This window comes from Streptococcus sp. XMC (genome assembly GCF_021341835.1).
Classification (GTDB): Bacteria; Bacillota; Bacilli; order Lactobacillales; family Streptococcaceae; genus Streptococcus.
In genome coordinates this window covers 126,464-147,744 of sequence record NZ_JAJTNQ010000004.1, presented here as the reverse complement: position 1 = coordinate 147,744, position 21,281 = coordinate 126,464, and the positions used below count along the sequence as shown (strand labels likewise).

Annotated in this window: 30 protein-coding genes; 1 reads left to right on the top strand and 29 read right to left on the bottom strand. The window is 43.2% G+C overall.

The genetic code is table 11. The features are described 5' to 3' along the window. Window positions 1-2 precede the first annotated feature (2 nt). From rplO to tgt, 22 genes are all read right to left on the bottom strand, one after another. The gene (rplO, locus tag LXO72_RS08350) at window positions 3-443 is read right to left on the bottom strand and encodes a 50S ribosomal protein L15 (RefSeq protein ID WP_233332069.1); all 441 of its coding nucleotides are present in this window, start codon (window positions 441-443) and stop codon (window positions 3-5) included. Window positions 444-588: 145 nt separating this feature from the next. After that, a complete protein-coding gene (gene rpmD / locus LXO72_RS08345; protein ID WP_002894509.1) occupies window positions 589-771 on the bottom strand; it encodes a 50S ribosomal protein L30 in 183 nt (60 codons plus the stop codon). Between the two features lie 14 nt (window positions 772-785). After that, entirely contained in the window at window positions 786-1,280 is a 495-nt protein-coding gene (gene rpsE, locus LXO72_RS08340; protein WP_006595182.1) for a 30S ribosomal protein S5, read from the bottom strand. Window positions 1,281-1,297: 17 nt separating this feature from the next. After that, a complete protein-coding gene (rplR, locus tag LXO72_RS08335) occupies window positions 1,298-1,654 on the bottom strand; it encodes a 50S ribosomal protein L18 (protein ID WP_003010871.1) in 357 nt (118 codons plus the stop codon). Window positions 1,655-1,737: 83 nt separating this feature from the next. Beyond that, entirely contained in the window at window positions 1,738-2,274 is a 537-nt protein-coding gene (rplF, locus tag LXO72_RS08330) for a 50S ribosomal protein L6 (RefSeq protein ID WP_004269753.1), read from the bottom strand. Between the two features lie 194 nt (window positions 2,275-2,468). Continuing rightward, window positions 2,469-2,867: a 30S ribosomal protein S8 gene (gene rpsH, locus LXO72_RS08325; RefSeq protein ID WP_006595183.1), complete on the bottom strand. Its 399-nt coding sequence runs from the start codon at window positions 2,865-2,867 to the stop codon at window positions 2,469-2,471. A 212-nt stretch (window positions 2,868-3,079) separates the two neighbouring features. Next, the gene (locus LXO72_RS08320) at window positions 3,080-3,265 is read right to left on the bottom strand and encodes a type Z 30S ribosomal protein S14 (RefSeq protein WP_001085699.1); all 186 of its coding nucleotides are present in this window, start codon (window positions 3,263-3,265) and stop codon (window positions 3,080-3,082) included. 17 nt (window positions 3,266-3,282) lie between these two features. Next, window positions 3,283-3,825 carry a 50S ribosomal protein L5 gene (gene rplE, locus LXO72_RS08315; protein ID WP_233332068.1) on the bottom strand — a complete coding sequence of 181 codons (543 nt, stop codon included), beginning with the start codon at window positions 3,823-3,825 and terminating at the stop codon, window positions 3,283-3,285. A gap of 23 nt (window positions 3,826-3,848) precedes the next feature. Then, window positions 3,849-4,154 carry a 50S ribosomal protein L24 gene (rplX, locus tag LXO72_RS08310; RefSeq protein WP_006595185.1) on the bottom strand — a complete coding sequence of 102 codons (306 nt, stop codon included), beginning with the start codon at window positions 4,152-4,154 and terminating at the stop codon, window positions 3,849-3,851. A gap of 77 nt (window positions 4,155-4,231) precedes the next feature. After that, a complete protein-coding gene (gene rplN / locus LXO72_RS08305; protein WP_023025002.1) occupies window positions 4,232-4,600 on the bottom strand; it encodes a 50S ribosomal protein L14 in 369 nt (122 codons plus the stop codon). 25 nt (window positions 4,601-4,625) lie between these two features. Next, entirely contained in the window at window positions 4,626-4,886 is a 261-nt protein-coding gene (gene rpsQ / locus LXO72_RS08300) for a 30S ribosomal protein S17 (RefSeq protein WP_000440801.1), read from the bottom strand. Window positions 4,887-4,909: 23 nt separating this feature from the next. Next, a complete protein-coding gene (rpmC, locus tag LXO72_RS08295; RefSeq protein ID WP_003002350.1) occupies window positions 4,910-5,116 on the bottom strand; it encodes a 50S ribosomal protein L29 in 207 nt (68 codons plus the stop codon). A 9-nt stretch (window positions 5,117-5,125) separates the two neighbouring features. Next, on the bottom strand, window positions 5,126-5,539 hold the full coding sequence (gene rplP / locus LXO72_RS08290; protein ID WP_006595186.1) for a 50S ribosomal protein L16: 414 nt from the start codon (window positions 5,537-5,539) through the stop codon (window positions 5,126-5,128). A gap of 3 nt (window positions 5,540-5,542) precedes the next feature. After that, entirely contained in the window at window positions 5,543-6,196 is a 654-nt protein-coding gene (gene rpsC, locus LXO72_RS08285) for a 30S ribosomal protein S3 (RefSeq protein ID WP_003002336.1), read from the bottom strand. Window positions 6,197-6,208: 12 nt separating this feature from the next. Continuing rightward, on the bottom strand, window positions 6,209-6,553 hold the full coding sequence (gene rplV / locus LXO72_RS08280; RefSeq protein WP_006595188.1) for a 50S ribosomal protein L22: 345 nt from the start codon (window positions 6,551-6,553) through the stop codon (window positions 6,209-6,211). Between the two features lie 11 nt (window positions 6,554-6,564). Beyond that, window positions 6,565-6,846 carry a 30S ribosomal protein S19 gene (rpsS, locus tag LXO72_RS08275; RefSeq protein WP_000533766.1) on the bottom strand — a complete coding sequence of 94 codons (282 nt, stop codon included), beginning with the start codon at window positions 6,844-6,846 and terminating at the stop codon, window positions 6,565-6,567. A gap of 102 nt (window positions 6,847-6,948) precedes the next feature. Continuing rightward, window positions 6,949-7,782 (bottom strand): 50S ribosomal protein L2, encoded by an 834-nt coding sequence (gene rplB, locus LXO72_RS08270; protein WP_048690562.1) that lies wholly within the window; start codon window positions 7,780-7,782, stop codon window positions 6,949-6,951. Window positions 7,783-7,799: 17 nt separating this feature from the next. Next, window positions 7,800-8,096 (bottom strand): 50S ribosomal protein L23, encoded by a 297-nt coding sequence (locus LXO72_RS08265; protein WP_006595190.1) that lies wholly within the window; start codon window positions 8,094-8,096, stop codon window positions 7,800-7,802. After that, window positions 8,096-8,719: a 50S ribosomal protein L4 gene (gene rplD / locus LXO72_RS08260; protein ID WP_003009591.1), complete on the bottom strand. Its 624-nt coding sequence runs from the start codon at window positions 8,717-8,719 to the stop codon at window positions 8,096-8,098. Before rplD ends, LXO72_RS08265 begins: the two co-directional genes overlap by 1 nt. A gap of 24 nt (window positions 8,720-8,743) precedes the next feature. Beyond that, entirely contained in the window at window positions 8,744-9,370 is a 627-nt protein-coding gene (rplC, locus tag LXO72_RS08255) for a 50S ribosomal protein L3 (RefSeq protein WP_003010846.1), read from the bottom strand. A gap of 218 nt (window positions 9,371-9,588) precedes the next feature. Continuing rightward, window positions 9,589-9,897, bottom strand: a complete 309-nt coding sequence (rpsJ, locus tag LXO72_RS08250) for a 30S ribosomal protein S10 (protein ID WP_003009585.1) — start codon at window positions 9,895-9,897, stop codon at window positions 9,589-9,591. Between the two features lie 432 nt (window positions 9,898-10,329). Next, on the bottom strand, window positions 10,330-11,472 hold the full coding sequence (gene tgt, locus LXO72_RS08245; RefSeq protein WP_023024993.1) for a tRNA guanosine(34) transglycosylase Tgt: 1,143 nt from the start codon (window positions 11,470-11,472) through the stop codon (window positions 10,330-10,332). Between the two features lie 151 nt (window positions 11,473-11,623). On the opposite strand from tgt, the gene LXO72_RS08240 reads away from it, so the two are divergent. Next, window positions 11,624-12,511 (top strand): DUF975 family protein, encoded by an 888-nt coding sequence (locus LXO72_RS08240; RefSeq protein ID WP_233332067.1) that lies wholly within the window; start codon window positions 11,624-11,626, stop codon window positions 12,509-12,511. A gap of 163 nt (window positions 12,512-12,674) precedes the next feature. Here LXO72_RS08240 and LXO72_RS08235 read toward each other — a convergent pair whose 3' ends face one another. The 7 genes from LXO72_RS08235 to LXO72_RS08205 all read right to left on the bottom strand — a co-directional run bounded on the left by LXO72_RS08235 (window position 12,675) and on the right by LXO72_RS08205 (window position 21,279). Then, window positions 12,675-13,115 (bottom strand): CoA-binding protein, encoded by a 441-nt coding sequence (locus LXO72_RS08235; protein WP_233332066.1) that lies wholly within the window; start codon window positions 13,113-13,115, stop codon window positions 12,675-12,677. A gap of 134 nt (window positions 13,116-13,249) precedes the next feature. Continuing rightward, entirely contained in the window at window positions 13,250-15,895 is a 2,646-nt protein-coding gene (gene polA, locus LXO72_RS08230; protein WP_233332065.1) for a DNA polymerase I, read from the bottom strand. Between the two features lie 575 nt (window positions 15,896-16,470). Further along, window positions 16,471-17,091 carry an HAD-IA family hydrolase gene (locus LXO72_RS08225; protein ID WP_233332064.1) on the bottom strand — a complete coding sequence of 207 codons (621 nt, stop codon included), beginning with the start codon at window positions 17,089-17,091 and terminating at the stop codon, window positions 16,471-16,473. Between the two features lie 5 nt (window positions 17,092-17,096). Next, window positions 17,097-18,380: an MATE family efflux transporter gene (locus LXO72_RS08220; RefSeq protein WP_233332063.1), complete on the bottom strand. Its 1,284-nt coding sequence runs from the start codon at window positions 18,378-18,380 to the stop codon at window positions 17,097-17,099. A gap of 122 nt (window positions 18,381-18,502) precedes the next feature. Continuing rightward, window positions 18,503-19,987 (bottom strand): threonine synthase, encoded by a 1,485-nt coding sequence (thrC, locus tag LXO72_RS08215; protein WP_233332062.1) that lies wholly within the window; start codon window positions 19,985-19,987, stop codon window positions 18,503-18,505. 190 nt (window positions 19,988-20,177) lie between these two features. Beyond that, entirely contained in the window at window positions 20,178-20,774 is a 597-nt protein-coding gene (gene nrdG / locus LXO72_RS08210) for an anaerobic ribonucleoside-triphosphate reductase activating protein (protein ID WP_233332061.1), read from the bottom strand. Between the two features lie 4 nt (window positions 20,775-20,778). After that, window positions 20,779-21,279 carry a GNAT family N-acetyltransferase gene (locus LXO72_RS08205; protein WP_233332060.1) on the bottom strand — a complete coding sequence of 167 codons (501 nt, stop codon included), beginning with the start codon at window positions 21,277-21,279 and terminating at the stop codon, window positions 20,779-20,781. Window positions 21,280-21,281: the final 2 nt, after the last annotated feature.

The window sequence follows — 21,281 nt, the reverse complement described above, 5'->3', positions numbered from 1 at the left end:
TCTTAGATGACTTCTACTGAACCACCTTTAGCAGTGATAGCTTCTTCAGCTGATTTAGAGAATTTAGCTGCCTTAACAGTCAATTTCTTAGTCAATTCTCCGTTACCAAGAATTTTAATCCCTGATTTTTCAGCTTTTACAATACCTGCTTCAACAAGTACAACTGGTGTTACTTCAGCACCATCTTCGAAGACGTTCAACTGATCAAGGTTTACAATCGCATATTCTTTAGCGTTGATGTTTGTAAATCCACGTTTTGGAAGACGACGGAACAATGGAGTTTGTCCACCTTCAAAACCAAGGCGTACTCCGCCGCCGCTACGAGCTTTTTGACCTTTTTGACCACGGCCAGAAGTTTTACCATTACCAGATGAAGTACCACGACCAACACGGTTGCGGACTTTACGTGAACCTGCAGCAGGTTGTAATTCATGAAGTTTCATTATTATTTTCTCCTCTTTTGTAAATTGCTAACGCATGTAATCAGGAAAAGGTGTCCCGACTACAAACTCGCCTATACTTATATTTAGTTTTAGGGGATGAGAAAATTCTCATACCCCTGAAAACCTTGTTCTATTTCAAAATAGATTATTTTACTTCTTCAACTGTTACTAAGTGAGATACTGCAGTAATCATACCACGTACTGCTGGGTTATCTTCTTTAATAACAGAGCTGTTCAATTTGCCAAGTCCAAGTGCTACAACAGTTTTACGTTGTGACGGGATGCGTCCGATTGGAGACTTAGTCAAAGTAATTTTAATTTGAGCCATTTGAATCTCCTTTCTTAAGCCAAGTCAGAAACTGAAATACCACGAAGGGCAGCAACTTCTTCAGCGCGTTTCAATTGAGCTAAACCTTCCACTGTTGCACGAACAATGTTGATTGGAGTGTTTGATCCAAGTGATTTAGATGTTACATCTGCAATACCTGCCAATTCAACAACGGCACGAACTGCACCACCTGCAGCAACCCCAGCCCCTTCGATAGCTGGTTTCAACAATACACGAGCTCCACCAAATACTGATGTTACTTCGTGAGGAATTGTTGTTCCAACCATAGGAACTTCAATCAAGTTTTTCTTAGCATCTTCTACTGCTTTACGGATTGCTTCTGGTACTTCTTGAGCTTTACCTGTACCAAAACCAACACGTCCGTTACGGTCACCAACAACTACAAGAGCTGCAAAACGAAGACGACGTCCACCTTTAACAACTTTTGTAACACGGTTGATGGCAACTACGCGTTCTTCAAGTTCAACTGCATTGTCTTTAAATGCCATTTTCTAGTGTCCTCCTATTAGAATTTCAATCCGTTTTCACGAGCTGCATCAGCCAAAGCTTTAACACGTCCGTGATATAGATATCCACCGCGGTCGAACACCACTTCAGAAATACCTTTAGCAACTGCACGTTCAGCAACAAGTTTGCCGACAACAACGGCTTGTTCAGTTTTAGTTCCTTTTGAAACTTCTTTGTCAAGAGTTGAAGCGCTTGCGAGCGTTACACCCGCTACGTCATCAATTACTTGAGCGTAGATGCCTGTATTAGAACGGAATACGTTCAAACGTGGGCGATCAGCAGTTCCAGAGAGTTTTCCGCGAACGCGACGGTGGCGTTTTTGACGGATTTTATTTTTATCTGGTTTCGAAATCACAATTTTCACCTCTTAATTTTAAAATCATGTGCTAAGCACTGAGTTGGTAAGATGAAGATTGGTTGAAAAACAACCAAACTACATTATTTACCTGTTTTACCTTCTTTACGGCGAACGAATTCACCAACATAACGGATCCCTTTACCTTTGTAAGGTTCTGGTGAACGAAGGCTACGTACGTAAGCAGCTGTTTGACCAACTACTTCTTTTGAAATTCCGCTAACAACGATTGTTGTTGGGTTTGGAAGTTCAAAAGTAATTCCTTCTGGAGCTTCAACTTCGTCTGGATGTGATTTACCAACAGCCAAAACAAGTTTTGATCCTTGAAGTTGTGCACGGTAACCAACCCCGCGCATTTCAAGTTCTTTCTTGAAGCCTTCTGAAACACCAATTACCATGTTGTTCAAAAGGGCACGAGTAGTTCCGTGGATAGTTTTCATTTCTTTTGAATCGTTTGGACGGTGAAGAGTTACTTCAGTACCTTCCACACGGATTTCAATATCTTTTGAGAACTCACGAGTAAGTTCTCCTTTAGGTCCTTTTACAGTTACAACGTTGTCATTGTTAGTGAGTTCAACACCAGCAGGCAACACGATAACTTTATTACCAATACGTGACATGTTTTTATTCTCCTGTTAAATTGTCAGGCCTTTGTAGGCCAGTTTTCACGGGGGTTAAAGATACTTATTTAGTTCAAGAACCGAACTGAACACGCTCTAAGAACTGTGCAAAATAGATAAGTTGGCTTGTTTGTAAACAAACTTCTCCAACTTCCTAATTTTGCTTTGTTCTTTACGAGCTTTGTATCTTGATTTTACCAAACGTAAGCGATAACTTCTCCACCAACATTCTTTTGGCGTGCTTCTTTATCAGTAAGCAAACCTTCAGAAGTTGAAAGGATAGCAATTCCAAGTCCGTTAAGAACTTTTGGAAGATCTTCACGTTTTTTGTAAACACGCAAACCTGGTTTAGAAACACGTTTCAAGTTTGTGATAACTTTTTCACCGTTTGCTCCGTATTTCAAGAACACGCGGATGATTCCTTGTTTGTCATCTTCGATTACTTCAACGTTTTTTACAAAACCTTCGCGTTTAAGGATTTCAGCAATCCCTTTTTTGATGTTTGATGCAGGTACTTCAAGTACTTCGTGTTTTGCTTGGTTAGCGTTACGAATACGAGTTAGGAAGTCTGCGATTGGGTCAGTCATAACCATTTTATATTTCTCCTCTTACTAGTAGTTTGAACGTTTCACTTGCTAGTTAATGATTGAGCTAGGCTCAGAAAGTTTTGATACATACAAATGAGGATTTCTCATTTGAACACGAGCTACAACCTGGGCAAAAAAGATAGATTTGTCTTGGAGCATCGCTCCTGCATCAAATCTCCTATTTTTGCTGAGGTTGTCACGCTCTTTGTATCATGCTATTACCAAGATGCTTTAGTGACACCAGGGATTTGTCCTTTGTATGCCAATTCACGGAAGCAAACACGGCAAAGTTTAAACTTGCGGTAAACTGAGTGTGGACGTCCACAACGTTCACAGCGAGTGTATGCTTGAGTAGAGAACTTCGCTGGGCGTTTGTTCTTAGCAATCATAGATTTTTTAGCCATTAGTTTTACCTCCTATATTATTTTGCAAACGGCATACCAAGGCCAGTAAGCAATGCACGTGATTCTTCGTCTGTGTTCGCAGTAGTTACGATTACGATATCCAAACCACGAGTTTTATCAACATCATCAAAGTTGATTTCTGGGAAGATCAATTGTTCTTTCACACCAAGTGTGTAGTTTCCGCGTCCGTCAAATGATTTTGTTGGAACACCATGGAAGTCACGAACACGTGGAAGTGAAACTGAAACCAATTTGTCCAAGAATTCGTACATACGTTCGCCACGAAGTGTTACTTTCGCACCGATCGCTACACCTTCACGAAGACGGAAGCCGGCGATTGATTTTTTAGCTTTTGTGATAAGTGGTTTTTGACCTGAGATCAATGCCAATTCTTCAGCAGCTTTCTCAAGGTTTTTAGCGTTAGAAACAGCAACTCCAACACCCATGTTCAAAACGATCTTATCAACTTTTGGCACTGCCATAACTGATGAGTAGTTAAATTGTTCAGTCAAAGCTGGAACTACTTCATTAAGGTATTTTTCTTTTAAACGATTAGCCATTATACTTCTCCTTTCCTTCGTGATTAGTCAAGCACTTCGCCTGATTTTTTGTTATAACGAACTTTTTTGCCATCTACGAATTTGTAGCCAACACGTCCAGCAACACCGTTCTTGTCCAAGACTTGAACGTTTGATACATGGATTGGAGCTTCTTTTTCGATGATAGCACCTTGAGGGTTTTCGTTATTTGGACGTTGGTGTTTTTTAACAAGGTTTACACCTTCAACAACAACTTTATTTACTTTTGGAAGAGCAGCAACGACTTTAGCTTCAACACCTTTGTCTTTACCAGCAATTACACGAACTTTGTCGCCAGTTTTTACAAACATTTTATTCTCCTTTTATTCTTACGCCCTATGGGCACCCTGGCCAATGAGCCAGGGGACTGTGTTTGTGATTTTTTAAATTAAAGTACTTCTGGAGCAAGTGATACGATCTTCATGAAACCACCGTCACGCAATTCACGAGCGACTGGGCCAAAGATACGAGTTCCGCGAGGAGTTTTGTCTTCACGGATGATCACTGCAGCATTTTCGTCGAATTTGATGTATGAACCATCTTTACGACGAGCACCTGATTTAGTACGAACGATAACAGCTTTTACAACGTCACCTTTTTTAACCGCACCACCAGGAGTAGCTTGTTTTACAGATGCTACGATGACATCACCGATACCTGCGAATTTACGTCCTGAACCACCAAGAACTTTGATTGTCAAGATTTCGCGTGCACCACTGTTGTCAGCGACTTTCAAACGAGTTTCTGTTTGAATCATTTAAGTTTTCTCCTTTCAGGTTAGATTAGATGATGACCGCTTCTTCAACAACTTCTACAAGACGGAAGCGTTTTGTAGCTGAAAGCGGACGAGTTTCCATGATACGAACGATATCGCCTTCTTTGGCAACGTTGTTTTCATCATGTGCTTTGTATTTTTTAGAATAGTTGATACGTTTACCATAGACTGGGTGGTTACGTTTAGTTTCAACTACAACTGTGATTGTTTTGTCCATTTTGTCAGACACAACGCGTCCAACAAGAACTTTACGATTATTGCGTTCCATTGAAATTCTCCTTCCCTAGTCTATTATTTAGCTTCTGACTGAACAGTTTTGATACGAGCGATTTGTTTTTTCACTTCTTTCAAACGTCCAGTTTGCTCCAATTGACCTGCAGCAGCTTGGAAACGAAGTTCAAACAATTCTTTTTTCAATTCATTTTCACGCTTCGCGAGTTCTTCTTGAGAAAGACCACGAAGTTCTTTAACAAATTCTTTTACTTCTGTAAGTTTCATGACCTCTCCTTATTTTGCTTCACGTTTTACGAATTTACATTTAACTGGCAATTTGTGGCTTGCAAGACGAAGCGCTTCGCGAGCGATTTCTTCAGATACACCAGCAACTTCAAACATTACTTTACCACGTTTAACTGGTGCTACCCAACCTTCAGGTGCCCCTTTACCAGATCCCATACGTACCCCGATAGCTTTAGCGGTGTATGATTTGTGTGGGAAGATCTTGATCCAAACCTTACCACCACGCTTCATGTAACGAGTCATGGCAATACGAGCTGCCTCGATTTGGCGGTTAGTGATCCAGTGGCTAGTTGTAGCTTGAAGACCGTATTCACCGAATGCTACTTCTTTTCCACCTTTTGCTTCACCGCGCATTTTACCACGGAATTCGCGACGGTGTTTTACACGTTTAGGTACTAACATTGGTTATTTACCTCCTTTAGCGTCTTTACGAGCTGGAAGAACTTCACCACGGTAGATCCATACTTTAACACCAAGTTTACCGTAAGTAGTGTCTGCTTCTTCCCAAGCGTAATCGATATCAGCGCGAAGTGTGTGAAGTGGAACAGTTCCTTCAGAGTATCCTTCTGCACGGGCAATATCTGCACCGTTCAAACGACCTGATACTTGAGTTTTGATTCCTTTAGCTCCAGCACGCATAGCACGTTGGATCGCTTGTTTTTGTGCACGACGGAAAGCAACACGTTGTTCCAATTGACGAGCAATTCCTTCACCAACAAGGTGAGCATCCAAGTCAGGACGTTTAATCTCAATGATGTTGATGTGTACTTGTTTGCCAGTCAATTTGTTAAGAGCTGCACGAAGTGCATCAACGTTTGCTCCACCTTTACCGATAACCATACCTGGTTTAGCAGTGTGAAGAGAAACGTTAACTTTGTTTACTGCGCGTTCGATTTCGATAGTAGAAACCGCTGCGTCAGCCAATTCTTTTTGAATGAATTTACGGATTGCAAGATCTTCATGAAGGTAATCCGCGTATTCTTTTTCAGCATACCATTTGGCATCCCAATCACGGATGATGCCGACACGCATTCCAATTGGATGTACTTTTTGACCCACGATGTTACCTCCTTATTTTTCTGTCACAACCACTGTGATGTGGCTTGTGCGTTTGTTGATTGGTGAAGCTGAACCTTTCGCACGTGGACGGAAACGTTTCATCGTTGGTCCTTCGTTTGCGAATGCTTCAGATACTACCAAGTTTGCTTTTTCCAAACCAAAGTTGTTTTCAGCGTTTGCTACTGCTGAGTTCAACACTTTCAAGATGATTTCAGCTGCTTTGTTTGGAGTGAATTTCAAGATTGCTACTGCATCGGCTACGCTTTTACCACGGATGTTGTCAAGAACAAGACGTGATTTACGAGGTGAAACACGCACTGTACGAGCCATTGCTTTAGCTGAAGTAATTTCTGCCATTTATGTTCTCCTTATTTTCTACGTGTCTTCTTGTCATCTGCAGCGTGACCTTTGTAAGTACGAGTTGGTGCAAATTCACCAAGCTTGTGACCTACCATGTCTTCTTGGATGTAAACAGGTACGTGTTTACGTCCATCATAAACTGCGATAGTGTAACCAATGAAACTTGGGAAGATCGTTGAACGACGTGACCAAGTTTTGATAACTTTTTTCTTTTCGTCATTAGCTTGAGCTTCAACTTTTTTCATCAAATGCTCATCGACGAAAGGTCCTTTTTTAAGACTGCGTCCCATTTTAATATTTTCTCCTTTAAATATAGTACCACAGCGGCTTGCGCTCACAAGGAGCGCTGCCGAGCTGGCGGATCATCTAGCGCTTAAGCGACTAGTTCTAAATTATTTCTCGTTGCGACGACGAACGATAAGTTTGTCAGATTTCGCTTTCTTGTTACGAGTTTTAAGACCAAGAGCAGGTTTGCCCCATGGAGTAGATGGCGCTTTACGACCAACTGGTGCTTTACCTTCACCACCACCGTGTGGGTGATCATTCGGGTTCATTACAGAACCACGAACTGTTGGACGGATACCTTTCCAACGGCTACGACCAGCTTTACCAAGGTTTACAAGTCCATGTTGTTCGTTTCCGACAACACCAACTGTAGCACGGCAAGTACCAAGGATCATACGAACTTCGCCTGATTGAAGACGAACAAGAACATATTTACCTTCAGCACCCAATACTTGAGCAGATGCTCCAGCAGCACGTACCAATTCTCCACCACGACCTGGTTTCAATTCGATGTTGTGGATCAAAGTACCAACTGGGATGTTAGCAAGCGGAAGAGCGTTTCCGACTTTGATATCTGCTTCTGGACCTGAAACGATACGTTGACCAACTTCAAGACCTTTTGGAGCGATGATGTATGCTTTCACACCGTCAGTGTAGTGCACCAAAGCGATGTTTGCAGAACGGTTTGGATCGTACTCAATTGTTTTTACAACTGCTTCAACGTTATCTTTGTTACGTTTGAAGTCAATCAAACGGTAATGACGTTTGTGTCCACCACCTTGGTGACGAACTGTGATACGTCCGTTGTTGTTACGACCTGCTTTGCTCTTCAATGAAACGAGCAAAGATTTCTCTGGTGTGCTTGTTGTGATTTCAGCGAAATCCAAAGAAGTCATATTACGGCGACCGTTTGTTGTTGGTTTATAAACACGAATTCCCACGATATTTCCTCCTTAGATTATTCAGCTTCAGTAGCGAACAACTCGATTGCCTTTGAATCAGCTGTAAGCGTGATGATAGCTTTTTTAGTTTTTGAAGTAAAACCAGTGTAACGTCCAACACGTTTAGCTTTTGGTTTTACGTTTACAGTGTTCACATTCGCAACTTTTACACCTTCAAAGGCAGCTTCAACAGCTTGTTTGATCAAAAGTTTGTGAGCGCGAGTGTCAACTTCGAATACATATTTGCCTGCTTCAAGTTGAGCCATTGACTTTTCAGTGATAACAGGTTTTTTGATAACATCATACAAATTCATTATGCAAGAACCTCCTCGATTTTAGAGATAGCTGCTTGAGTAACAAGAAGTTTGTCACTATTTGCGATGTCAAGAACACTTGCAGTTGTAGCAGTCGCAACTTTCACGTTTGGAAGGTTACGAGCTGAAAGAGCTGCGAATTCGTTTCCTTCTTCAAGAATAACAAGGACTTTAGAATCGATGCTCAAAGCTGCAAGAACTTTTGCAAATTCAGCAGTTTTTGGAGCTGTAAATTCAAGAGAATCAACGGCTACAAATTTGTTTTCAGCAACTTTTTCTGAGTAAACAGATTTAAGCGCAAGGCGACGAACTTTTTGAGGAAGTTTGTACGCATAGCTACGTGGAGTTGGTCCGAAGACGATTCCACCACCACGCCATTGTGGAGAGCGGATAGAACCTTGACGAGCACGTCCAGTTCCTTTTTGACGCCATGGTTTGCGTCCGCCACCTGAAACGGCTGAGCGGTTTTTAACTGCGTGAGTTCCTTGACGAAGGCTAGCACGTTGGCTGATGATCACATCAAATACAACTGCTTGGTTTGGTTCGATACCAAAGATCGCATCGTTAAGAACAACTTCGCCCGCTTGTTTACCAGTTTGGTCGAATAATGTTACATTTGCCATTTTGACTGTATTCCCCTTTCCTTATTATTTACCAGCTTTAACTGCTGACTTGATAGTGATAAGAGATTTCTTAGCACCTGGTACGTTACCTTTGATAAGGATAACGTTCTTTTCTGGAACAACTTGTACAACTTCAAGGTTTTGAATTGTTACACGATCGCCACCCATGCGTCCTGCAAGGTTTTTACCTTTGAATACGCGGTTAGGCGCAACAGGTCCCATAGAACCTGGACGACGGTGGTAACGAGAACCGTGAGCCATAGGTCCACGTGATTGTCCGTGGCGTTTGATAACACCTTGGAAACCTTTACCTTTAGAAGTACCAGTTACATCAACAATGTCTCCAGCTTCGAAAGTATCAACTGTGATTTCAGCACCAACTTCCAAGCCTTCAACGTTTTTGAATTCACGAATGAAGCGCTTAGGAGCCGTGTTAGCTTTTGCTACATGTCCTTTAGCAGGTTTGTTGCTCAATACTTCGCGTTTGTCATCGAAACCAACTTGGATAGCGTTGTAACCATCTGTTTCAACAGTTTTAACTTGAAGAACAACGTTTGGAGTTGCTTCGATAACTGTTACAGGGATCAATTCGCCAGCTTCAGTGAAGATTTGAGTCATTCCCACTTTTTTCCCTAAGATTCCTTTTGTCATGAGAAAATAGTTCCTTTTCTATAGTTTTTTTATTCAAAAAGTTTTTAACGAGCGTTTTTTATGCTCAAGTCTAAGATACAAAGGGCGTCAAACTCAAAGTGAAAATAGGAAACTGACGCAGTGTCTTACAGACACTAGGAAGTTTATCTTTTTCACACCGAGTTTAGCCCGTGTTCAATTCAATTGAAACACCAGCTTCTGCTCTTTTATATTTTAGATTAAAGTTTGATTTCTACGTTCACACCACTTGGAAGATCCAATTTCATCAAAGCGTCAACTGTTTTTTGAGTTGGGTTGATGATATCGATCAAACGTTTGTGTGTACGCATTTCGAATTGTTCGCGAGAATCTTTATATTTGTGAGTCGCACGAATGATTGTGTAGAGGCTACGCTCAGTTGGAAGTGGGATTGGACCCGCAACTTGTGCACCTGTACGAGTAGCTGATTCTACGATTTTTGCAGCCGCTGTGTCAAGTGTACGGTGTTCGTACGCTTTCAAACGGATGCGGATTTTTTTGTTTGCCATCTTTTTCTCCTTTTCGTCTATTTAAGATAATAGGCTAGCTCCACAAGAAAACCGACGCGCGTTGCGTGGCAATGCAACCGAGCGTGTCGCAACCTCTTGCATCAAAGCTAATAGCTGTTTTTCACAGCACCATAGTAGTTTAACACAATGAAAGCCCCAATGCAAGGGATTTGAATAGATTTTTTTCGTTTTTTCGATGAAAGTGTTTTCGAAAAATATAGAGTGCTAAAAAAGTTGCTATTATATAGAAAAAAGGGAGCGAGACAGAACAAATTTATTTCCAAATTTGTTCGTCGTCTCGCCCCCGCACAGTTGATTAGGTTATCTTTGGAACTTAATATGCTCCAAAGATACCAATCAACCGCTACGCCTCGCAGTCATTCCTATTATTCTCGGATGGCTGTAGTCTTTTTTCTTTCTATTTAGTTCTTCCTAGAAATTCCGTCCTGATTTGTTATAGCCATATTTTTCGACGAAATGCTCACGGAATTCTAAGAGATTGTCATCCATGATAGCTTGACGGACCTGCTTCATGAGGTTGATCAAGAAATACAAGTTGTGGTAGCTGGTCAAGCGAATACCGAAGGTTTCATCTGCCTTGAGGAGGTGGCGAAGATAAGCTCGGGTATAGTTTTTACAAGTGTAGCAATCACACTCGTGGTCTAGCGGTGTAAAGTCTTCTGCGAATTGCGCATTTTTCACCACCAGACGTCCTTGACTAGTCATACAGGTGCCGTTTCGCGCAATCCGCGTCGGCAAGACACAGTCAAACATGTCCACTCCACGAATAACGCCATCGATCAGACTGTCTGGAGCTCCTACTCCCATGAGATAGCGTGGCTTGTTCTCCGGTAAGAGTGGAGTGGTGAAATCCAGTACGGCATTCATCTCTTCATGGCTTTCCCCAACAGCTAAGCCACCGATGGAATAGCCTGGAAAGTCCATGCTGACGAGATCCCGAGCAGACTGACGGCGCAAGTCTTCAAATCCAGCCCCTTGGACAATCCCGAAAAGACCCTGATCATGAGGGCGACGATGAGCCTTCAGGCCACGTTCTGCCCAACGACTGGTCCGTTCGATTGATTTCTTCACATAATCATAGGGCTGATAGAACTGAGGGCATTCATCAAAGGACATCATGATGTCACTCCCTAGATTGTTTTGGATGGAGATGGCCTTTTCTGGGGAGAGGAACATCTTCGAGCCGTTAAGGTGGTTTTTAAAGGTTACTCCTTCTTCGGTGATATTGCGGGTATCCGCTAATGAATAGACTTGGAAGCCTCCACTATCTGTCAAAATGGGTTGGTCCCAGTTCATGAACTGGTGCAGTCCTCCTGCTTTTGCGACTAGATCATCCCCGGGACGAAGCCAGAGATGGTAGGTGTTGGCCAAGATAATTCCGGAACCCATTTCCTTGAGTTCTTCTGGTGATTGGGTCTTAACGGTTGCCTGAGTCCCTACAGGCATAAACATTGGGGTCGGGAAGGTCCCGTGGGGGGTGATAATTTCTCCCAGACGAGCTCCTGTATGCTTTTCTTTTTTGATTAATCGATATTGAATCGGTGAATCTGTCATGGTTACCTCCGTACTGGGAAAAACAGTCCCAGCCTTCTTATTCCTGTCACAGGATTTCCTGTGAGCACCTGTACGATTGTACCAAATTTTACCAGCTCTGTCACGGACTTGTGTTATAATAAAGGGTACTACTACCATGAAAGAGGACATTATGAATATCAAATTGGTTCGTGCTCAAGCTCGTCAGCTGCAATTGCAACATCCCAAAGTCTTCTCCTACTTTGCCTTGCCAACTCTTCTGACAATCCTTGCAAGTTACATGTTGACAGGGACAGACATCACTGAAGCACTTGCTCACATGGAACTTAGAGAAGGGATGCTCTTTCTTCTAAGTCGGCAAATTTTCCCTGCGATTATTGGATTTATCCTTTCTTTCCTCTATTTAGGGGCAACTTTTCGCTTTTTGATTTCTGCCTCTAGCAAGGGTGAAAAGAACTTTGGTATCTTCACCATCTTTCAGAGCCAGTATTTTACACCTGCGTTTTTGACCCTATTCATTAAGCAAGTTATCCTATCTTTGTGGGGGAGCCTCCTCTATGTGAGTCAACTCCTCTTAACGGTGGTCAGCTATCACGTTCTCGCTATCAATGAATCCTTCTCCACTACGTCTACTCTTAGAGCGGATACTCCAGAAGTTCAAGCAATTCTTAAGTTAGCTCCAACGATGACGACCAGCCTCTTAATGGCTCTGGTTGGGCTCCTGCTCTTCCTCCCTTTTTATTACCAGTATAGTTTAGTTGAGTTGATCCTATATAGTCGACTGATGACGGGAACCTATGATGGGCCTATGTCTATCCTCCGCCAAAGTAAGGAAGAGATGAAAGGCTTTAAGAGCCACCGCCTTGTTCTTGATTTGAGCCTGCTTGGTTGGCAAATTCTATCTTTTTTCACTTTAGGAATGGCGAATTTTTATGTCAAACCTTATGCAACCAGTTGCCAAATCATCTTCTACCATACCCTCCTTCAAAAACGGATGCAGGCGGACAGCCGCTTCCAGCAAAAGGCGCCGGATCTACCAAAGTCTAATCCACTTGATTAACAAAGAAAACAAGAAAACCCACCTTCGATTGGAGTTCATTCCTCCACATCGCTAGGTGGGTTCTTTTTTCTCTGTTAGGGAAATCCGTCTGTATTTATTTCATCTCTCGTATCAATTTAATCACTGGATGAAAGACGCGAGGTTCTGAGATAAATCAAAGGCGCTATCCTTCTCCTAAGACCAAGCGAGTATGCTCGCGTTTGATACAGCGGTTCATGACGATATCTTCTCGTCCAGCTCCACGAAGGATTTCTTCTGCTTCTTGATTTTCCAGTTCCAATTGTGCCCAGAAAATTTTCGCATCCGTCTCAATAAAATCACGTGCCACATCTGGTAAAAACTCACTGCGACGGTATACATCGACGATATCTACTGGGAAAGGAATCTCCTGCAAGCTAGCGTACACCGTCTCCCCAAGGATCTGGCCACCAGCTGCGCGGGGGTTGACAGGAATAATCCGATAGCCCCGCTCTTGCATCTCCTTGCTGACACGATGGCTAGTCGTCTCTTCACGGTCAGATAATCCAACCACAGCGATGATCTTGCTGGTTTCTAGGTAATGTTTGATAATGCCATCACTAGGATTGCGAAATGAATAAGCCATAAGAATCTCCTTTTGTATGCGTTTCCTTTCTTTAAATAGTATAACAATACGGAAGGCATTGCAAGTGTTTGTCGTTAAAAGTGGTAGGAAACTGAAAAGTTTCCTACCGCTTTCTGTTTTGAACAAACTTAATCTTATTTGGCTTCATACCATGTTTTGCCTTCATTTTCATCGGCTTCCAGTGGTACTGCAAGTTCGATAGCAGATTCCATGGTCTCTTTGACAAGTTCTTTGATCGCTGCCAGTTCATCACTTGGTACTTGCAGAACGATTTCATCATGCACCTGAAGAAGCATCTTGGTCTTGTATGCTCCTGCTTCTAGCGCTTGGTCCAAGTGGATCATAGCAATTTTCAAGATGTCGGCTGCAGATCCTTGGATGGGTGAGTTGATAGCCGTCCGCTCCGCAAAGCCTCGAACATTGAAGTTGCGAGAATTGATATCTGGAATCTCCCGACGACGCTTGAAGAGGGTTTCTACATAGCCTTTGTCACGCGCTTCCCGTACCACACTCTCCATATAGTCCTTGATGCCAGGGTAGCGTTCGAAGTAGGTCTCAATGTAGGCCTTGGCTTCTTTTCGACTGATCCCTAGGTTGTTAGATAGTCCAAAGTCGGAAATTCCATAAACCACACCGAAGTTTACCGCTTTTGCATTGCGCCGGTCATTCGGCGTCACATCTTCTGGTTTTTCAATATTGAAGACCCGCATAGCAGTCGATGTATGGATATCTGCTCCATGTTTAAAGGCATCAATCAAATGCTCATCTCCCGAAATATGGGCCAAGACGCGCAGTTCGATCTGTGAATAGTCCGAACTCAACAAGACACTGTTTTCCTCTTCTGGGACAAACGCTTTACGAATGAGACGGCCTTGTTCCAAACGGACAGGAATGTTTTGCAGGTTGGGATCCACGCTGGACAAGCGTCCTGTCTGCGTCAAATCCTGCACATAACGGGTATGGATCTTCCCATCTTCCAAAATCCAATCTTGAAGACCGATGACATAGGTCGACTGGATCTTAGCAATTTGGCGGTATTCAAGAATCTTAGACACGATTGGTGCGATAGGAGCCAGGCGTTCCAAGACATCAACGGCTGTTGAATAGCCAGTTTTGGTCTTTTTGGTATATTCAAGAGGGAGTTCCAATTTTTCAAAAAGGATGACGCCCAATTGTTTTGGAGAATTGATGTTAAATTCTTCGCCTGCAAGCTCGTAGATTTCTTGAGTCAAGCGCTCCAAGACTACTTCATTTTCCACCTGCATGTCTTTGAGGGTTTGGCGTTCTACCTTAATCCCTGCGATTTCCATCTTGGCCAAAACAGCTGCTAGTGGTTGCTCCATATCATAGAGCAAATCTAATTGGTCATGGGCTTGCAACTGCTCCATCATAGGCTCTTCCGTGTCTAGTAAAACAGCGACTTTCCGTGACAAATGCTCTAATAGGACCGCCTTTTCTGGGATAGCTTTTTTGGCTCCCTTGCCATAAACGACTTCGTCCAGCGGTAGCGCAATCTGACTATAGAGACTCGCAATGGTTGAAATCTCATTGTCCTCTACGGTCGACAAGAGATACTTGGCCAATCGACTGTCAAAAGCGGGATTTTGAAGAGTAATGTCCAAGTGGCTGAGCAAGACCTTGGCCCGCTTGAAGTCATAGACCTTGAGGGGCGTTTTTTCGAGAAATTCTTTGAAAATCGGTGTTTGTAAAAGACCAGTATCTGTACTCGCGTAGAGCTGACCTTTGGTCCCCCATGCAAAACCGATGATGGGTTCCGTATGGTAATTGTCCCCAAAAATCTCGAAATGGAAGAAACTATCTTCCGTAAGCATATCTGAAGTGACTTGCTCGACTTCTGTATAGTCAATGGCTACAGGAGCCGCTACTTCTCCACTGAGATCCAAGGCTTGGCGGAGTTGCTTAAAGCCCATCTCCTCATAAAACTTGGCGAGATTTTCTAGATGAGGGCCCGTATAGGTGATATCGTCCAGGCCAATTTCAATGGGCGCATTGGTATCGATGGTCGCAAGGGTCTTGGACAGATAGGCCTGTTCCTTGTCATTGATGAGGTTTTCCTTCATCTTAGAAGCCTTCATCTCATCGATATGCTCATAAATGCCATCGAGAGAGCCGTATTCTAGGAGTAGTTTGATCCCGGTCTTTTCTCCGATCTTAGTAACACCTGGGATATTATCCGACTTATCTCCCATCAAGGCCTTGAGGTCAATAAACTGCTCTGGTGTCAGTCCCATCTTTTCTTTCAGATAGGCTGGAGTGAATTCTTCAAACTCCGCTACCCCTTTTTTAGAGATTTCAACCACCGTATTGTCATCTGTCAGCTGGATCAAATCCTTATCCCCAGAGACAATGGTGACTTCAAATGGCACCGAGCTAGTTTCTGCCCTCTTATCTAGCGTTCCAATAATATCATCCGCTTCATACTGGGCCAGCTCATAATGGCGGATTCCCAAATGATCCAGTTGTTCACGAATGAAAGGAAACTGCTCACGGAACTCATCTGGTGTTTTTGCCCGGCCTCCTTTGTAGTCGGCATACATCTCCGTCCGAAAGGTCGTCTTGCCTGCATCAAAAGCAACGAGGACATGGGTCGGTTGGATGCGCTCCAAGAGATGACTCAACATGAGGTTAAAGCCATAGACCGCATTAGTATGCAACCCATTGGCATTTTTGAAGCGATCGATTTGATTATAGAGTGCAAAAAAGGCACGAAAAGCGACGGAAGACCCGTCGATGAGTAGTAATTTGTTCTTTTTTTCCATAGGCCTATTATACCACGAATCACAAGGTCTCTGGTACATAAAAACTCTACCCTTTCGGGTAGAGCCTTCTTTAGGAGTTTCTTATGAAAAATGAAGAGAAGTGTTTATTCGCCGTAACAAGAACCTTGTTGTGGCAATTTCTTAAAGCGTTTTGGATAATTAACTGAGATTTTCATTTTCTGTACCTCATTTCTTATTGGATGAGTTTAGTATACAGCTCAAACCTAAACCATTCCTTATAGAAAGCTTTAAGAAAACTAAAAGCTGAGGCGCAAAGCATGCAGTTGTTTTTTGCTGCAGACCGGTAACTGAAGATGGAGCCCTTGCCATCGTAGCCCTAAGAAAAGCAAAGTAAAAGACCACCGGATTTGGTGGCCTTTTAGGGAGATTATTATGAAAAAGAAAAGTTTTAGGATTTCATAAACAAAGTTAGGAGGTCTTTGTTTATGGTTTTATTATATCGGATTTATCTTAAAGATTTCTTAAGGAATTATTTCATTTTCAAAACAAATTGTTTACGGATTCTTTTCATAGCGCCATTCCAGCAACAAAGAAGCCTAGCTTTGTTAAATAAGTTAACTTTTTTCTTCAAAATAGAGGCGAATGTCATCCAAATGACGAATCGCATGATTGACATCCGGCTTGTAATCCAAAAAATTAATACTCCCGATCCCTGCATTGTCTGCCAAATCAACATCCAAGGTTCGATCTCCAATATAATAGGTCTCGCTCCGATCCAGTTGATACTTATCCACTAGATAATCGACTCCTTCTGGGTCTGGTTTTCTCCGAAAGCCATTGTCCGTTGTGACAATCTCTTGAAAATAGGATAAGATCCCTAGATCTTCCAAAATTGGGTAGGCATTCTTCCCCTTGTGGGTATAGACGAATTGGACAATCCCTTCCTCTTTAGCCCAAGCTAGAATGTCTCTAGCTCCTGGCATTAGATGAACTTGGGCGTTTTTCTCACGCAGGCTAGAAGCACGATGACGATTCATCTCTTCCGCATCCAAACCATGTTCTCTAGCCACTTCTTCAAGAAGTGCCTGGACGGATTGTTGAAGGATAAAGGCATGGACCGGTTCTCGATCAAAGTCCAAAGAGTAATGGGCATAAGTCTCAGCAATCCCATCTAAAATCGCTTCATAAGAATCCAAAAGAGTTCCATCCAAATCCCAAATAAAAGCTCGTGTCATACATTTTATTCCTTCCATGTCCGATGATAGAGTGTTTTTAAGAAAATCCAGCGAAATCCGTTGTCCAAAAGGGTACCAGCCCAAATCCCCGGCAAGCCCCAACCGAGGGTAACCCCCATCAAATAACCAGTGCCAATCCGAATCACCCACATACCGATAGTGGTCGCATAGAAGGGAAGACGGGCGTTACCCAACCCTTGCCAGACCGCCGTATAGATGACTGTCCCAGCTGTCAGAGGCGTTCCAAGTAAGGAAAACAAAATGACGGATAAGGAGGCAGCAAGGGCTCCTGAATCCTTAGTGTAAAGGGCTGTTAAAGGACTTCCAAACAAGAAGATGGTAAGGGCGAGGGGAAGCATGGAGAGAAAGGAAATCCAAAAACTCCGACTGGTGATTTGCTTGATCCCTTGTAAATCATTCTGTCCCAAACTTTTGGCGACCAACATGACTGTCGCTGTCGCAATCCCAAAGGCCGGCATATAGTTGAACTGGGTCAAGACTTCCCCAATAGCATTCCCAGCTACCGCTCTAGTACCAAAAACGGCCACCATAGCAATGATGACAATATCCCCTGCTCGCATCATAAGGCGTTCACCAGCAGCAGGCAAAGCAAGGGAGAGCAAGTCTCGATCCAAGCCCCAACGAAAAGGAGCAAAGGGAAGTTGAACCTGACGCCAGAGCAAGAAAGCCCCTAATAAGCGAGAGAGAACCGTTCCTAAGGCAGCCCCGGCGATGCCCAGCCCAAAAACAAAGATCAAGATGCTCGATAATAGAGCATTCAAAACATTGGTCAACAAACTGACATACATGGGTAGTCGCGGGTTATGGGCTACACGGACTAGGGCTCCCAAGGTCGTCATCAGACCTAATAGTAAAATACTTCCTCCGACAAGGGATAAGTAAATCCCTCCTGCTTCCGCAACGGCTGCTTCAACCCCCAAGAGGGCAATCAATTCCTTGCCAAAGCAGAGGGATAAGGCCCCCAAGATACAACTTAATAAAACCGTGACTTTAATAGACTCAGTCGCCTGACGAGCTATGGCTTTCTGATCTTTTTGTCCCATACTTTTAGACAAGAGACTCACGACCGCGGCTCCAAGAGCGATAAAAATAGCTTGGTAAATCGTAATGATATTACCTGCAACGGATACACCCGATACAGCTACTAAACCCAACTGAGCGACCAAGTAGCTATCTACCATCCCCATGAGCATTTGGAGAAAGTTTTCTCCGATGGCTGGAAGGGCAATTCTTAAAATTTGTCGATCTACTTGTTGTTGACGTGACACACTTTCCTCCTGATGAAAAGAAACTCAGCTAGTTGCCTAACTGAGTTCTGCTTGTAGAACTATTGTGGGATTTATCCAGCCAAATCCCAGAGACTCCTGCTTTCTAATTTTGGGACTCCCACTTACAATCCCAAATAGTCTTCAACTGCAGCCTGCATCTCTGCTGCTGCAACAGTTGTCTTGTGACGAACTGGAGCAGTTTCAAGGCCATTCACTGCTGGTGGCAAGGCTACACCTGAGATTTCATGTAATTGAGCCAAGGCTTCAAAGTCGCTCAAACCTGATTTCCCTGTTACAGCTTCCACCGCAACCACTGGGAATTTGTAAGGACTAGCTGTTGATGCAATTACGGTCTTGGCCGCATCGCCTGTCGCTGCTTGGTATTTTTTATAAACTGCTGAAGCAACCGCTGTATGAGGGTCCTCAATATAAGAATCTGACTCATAAACACGCTTAATTTCTGCTGCTGTTTCCGCTTCCGTCGCATACTCAGCTGCAAAGAGGTCCAAAATCTCTGTATCAAAGTCTGTCAATTCATACTGACCTTGCGTATTCAAGGCATTCATGAGTTCAGCTGTCTTTTCAGCATCATTTCCCAAAAGGTGGAAAATCAAGCGCTCCAAGTTTGAAGAGACCAAGATATCCATAGACGGGCTAGTAGTTACCTTAAACTCACGCTTCTTGTCGTAGACACGAGTTTTAAAGAAGTCTGTCAAGACATTGTTGTCATTTGAAGCACAGATCAATTTACCGACTGGTAGGCCGATTTGTTTAGCGTAAAAGGCAGCCAAGATATTTCCAAAGTTTCCTGTTGGTACAGTGAAGTTAACCTTGTCACCAGCATTAATCTCGCCAGTTTTAACAAGCTGAGCGTAGGCATAAACATAGTAGACAATTTGTGGTACCAAACGGCCGATATTCATAGAGTTGGCTGATGAAAATTGTAGCTTGTTGGCTGCCAATTTTTCACGAAGGGCTACATCGTTGAACATATGCTTCACATTTGTCTGAGCATCATCAAAGTTCCCATCGATGGCGATAACATGAGTATTGTCCCCAGTTTGAGTCGTCATTTGCAACTCTTGTACCTTGCTGACACCATCTTTTGGATAAAAGACGATAATTTCAGTGCCTGGAACATCTGCAAAACCAGCCATGGCAGCCTTCCCAGTGTCTCCAGATGTCGCTGTCAAGATGACAATCTTATTTTCCAAGCCGTGTTTCTTAGCTGCCGTTGTCATAAAGTATGGCAAGATAGACAAGGCCATGTCTTTGAAGGCAATGGTTGAACCGTGGAAAAGTTCCAAGTTGTATTGGCCATCAAGTTTGACAAGAGGAGCAATAGCTGGTGTATCAAACTTGCTGTCATAAGCGTTGGTGATACAGTAGTCCAACTCTTCTGCTGTAAAGTCATCCAAGAAGGCTGACAAGACCAGCTTGGCCACTTCTTGGTAAGAAGCATCTTTTAATGTATCAAAATCCAAATCTACCTTTGGATAGCTCACTGGAGTAAACAAACCGCCATCTGTCGCCAAACCTTGCAAAATCGCTTGGCTGGCTGTTACGGTATTTTTCGCATCACGCGTTGATTGATAAACTAATGTCATGTCAATTTCCTCATTCTGTTCCTTAAATGTACATGTTAGATTACTCTAACTTTCGTACAATCTATTCCATTATACCATGAATCCTTCTGAATTTTATCAGTGAGAATGAAATTGTCTGAAAAAAGAGCCCACTTCTTGCAAACTGAAAAACCATGAAACTTCCATCTTTATAATGGCTATCCGAGTCTTGCTAGTCTCTTTTTATTTGCTCATAGGAGTCCTTGCCGTCATTGAGCTTGTCCCAGATGACAACTTTTCCTTCTTTGAGGGATTGTTGAACATCAATGATCCGCTGGTTGGAAGAGCCTCGGAACTGCAACATGAGGTTGCGTTTACTCTTATCATAGCGCCCATCGACCAGAATATCAATCAGCGAAAGCAGTTCTAGTTTGTCCGGCGTCTCCAGCATCATTTCTTCCCAGGTATAGCCGGTCCAAGACCAGATATCTTTATCAGGCAACTCTTTTTTCACGCGCTTGATCAAGGGCAGCAGGATACCGGTGTTGAGAAAAGGCTCTCCCCCAAGCAGGGTCAAGCCCTGGACATAGGGTTGGGCCAGATCGGCCATGATCTGCTCTTCTAACTCTTTGGTGTAGGGAATACCCGCCTTGAAAGACCAGGTCGCTACATTGTAACAACCCTCACAGTGAAACATGCAGCCTGCTACATAAAGGGAGTTGCGGACTCCTTCGCCATCGACAAAGTTAAAAGCCTTGTAGTCGATGATGCGACCTTGACTCAGTTCTTCACTCTTCCACTCGCCTGGTTTTGGTGTATTCCATGTCATCCTTCTACTCCACCTCTATCCAATACCGTTCGGTACCATTCCGCACATCCTCCAACTGGCCGCCATTAGCTAAGATAACCGCTCGGCTGGCAGGATTTTCCGTGCTACATGTCACCAGAGCACGATGAATGTTCTTTTCTTTAGCCACTTGCAGACCTTGACGGAGGGCTTCTTTTGCATAGCCTTTGCCCCTTTCGGAAGGACGGATGGAATAACCGATATGGCCAGCATAATTCAGTAAGCCCTCATTTAGTCTCAGCCGTAGATTCAAAAAACCTAAAGCATGACCTGATTCATCAAACAATACGAACTGAATTGATGGAACACGATTTTCAGGCAAATTTATTCCCATTTCTTTATTAAGGTTAGTTTCTAGCCACTCCTCATAATCAAAGTTCTCAGCATCCCAAAAGCCGCCGTCGTGGGCCGATTGGGTCTCTTCGAACTCTGCCATCATGTTTAGAATGGTTTCTTTATCTGCTAAAGTCGGTCTGCGTAATTCCATCC